Origin of the sequence: Corallococcus praedator, from assembly GCF_003612125.1 — a bacterium.
GTDB classification, from domain to species: domain Bacteria; phylum Myxococcota; class Myxococcia; order Myxococcales; family Myxococcaceae; genus Corallococcus; species Corallococcus praedator.
Genome location: NZ_RAWI01000941.1, coordinates 1 through 465 on the forward strand (window position 1 = coordinate 1; position 465 = coordinate 465).

1 pseudogene is annotated in these 465 nt (G+C 73.5%); it reads left to right on the forward strand.

Annotation, left to right across the window (positions count from 1 at the left end):
• Nucleotides 1-15 precede the first annotated feature (15 nt).
• Nucleotides 16-465 (forward strand): annotated as a pseudogene (locus tag D7Y13_RS46335) (hypothetical protein); the annotation flags it as partial.

Here is a 465-nt window from a genome sequence, read left to right on the forward strand (position 1 = left end):
GCCGGGGGCTAGTCCATGGGCAGACAGAGATCATTCGTCGAGCGCCAGCGGCAGCGGGCCGTGGTGTCGCTCACGGCGCTGATGCTGGGCGGTGGGGGGCTCGTTCCCCAAGGGGCCCGGGCCCAGGACTCCGGCGGCGTGCGGGCGGCCCTGCGCTCCGCGCACCGGCTCTACGATGCGCTGGAGTACGAACGCGCGCTGGAGCAGCTCTCGGCGGCCCGGCGCTTGTCGACCGGTGACGCGGACGACGTGCTCCTGTCGCTCTACGAGGGCGTCATCCTGGCGGACCTGGGCAAGAACGAGGCGTCCACCGCGGCGTTCAAGGCGGCCCTCCAGTTGGAGCCGCGGGCGGTGCTGCCGCTGAAGGTCTCGCCCAAGGTGGAGCGGCGCTTCGAGGACCTGCGACAGCAGGTGCAGCGCGAGCAGGCGGCTCGGCTCGCGCAGGCCCCCTCCGTGGAGGCGCCC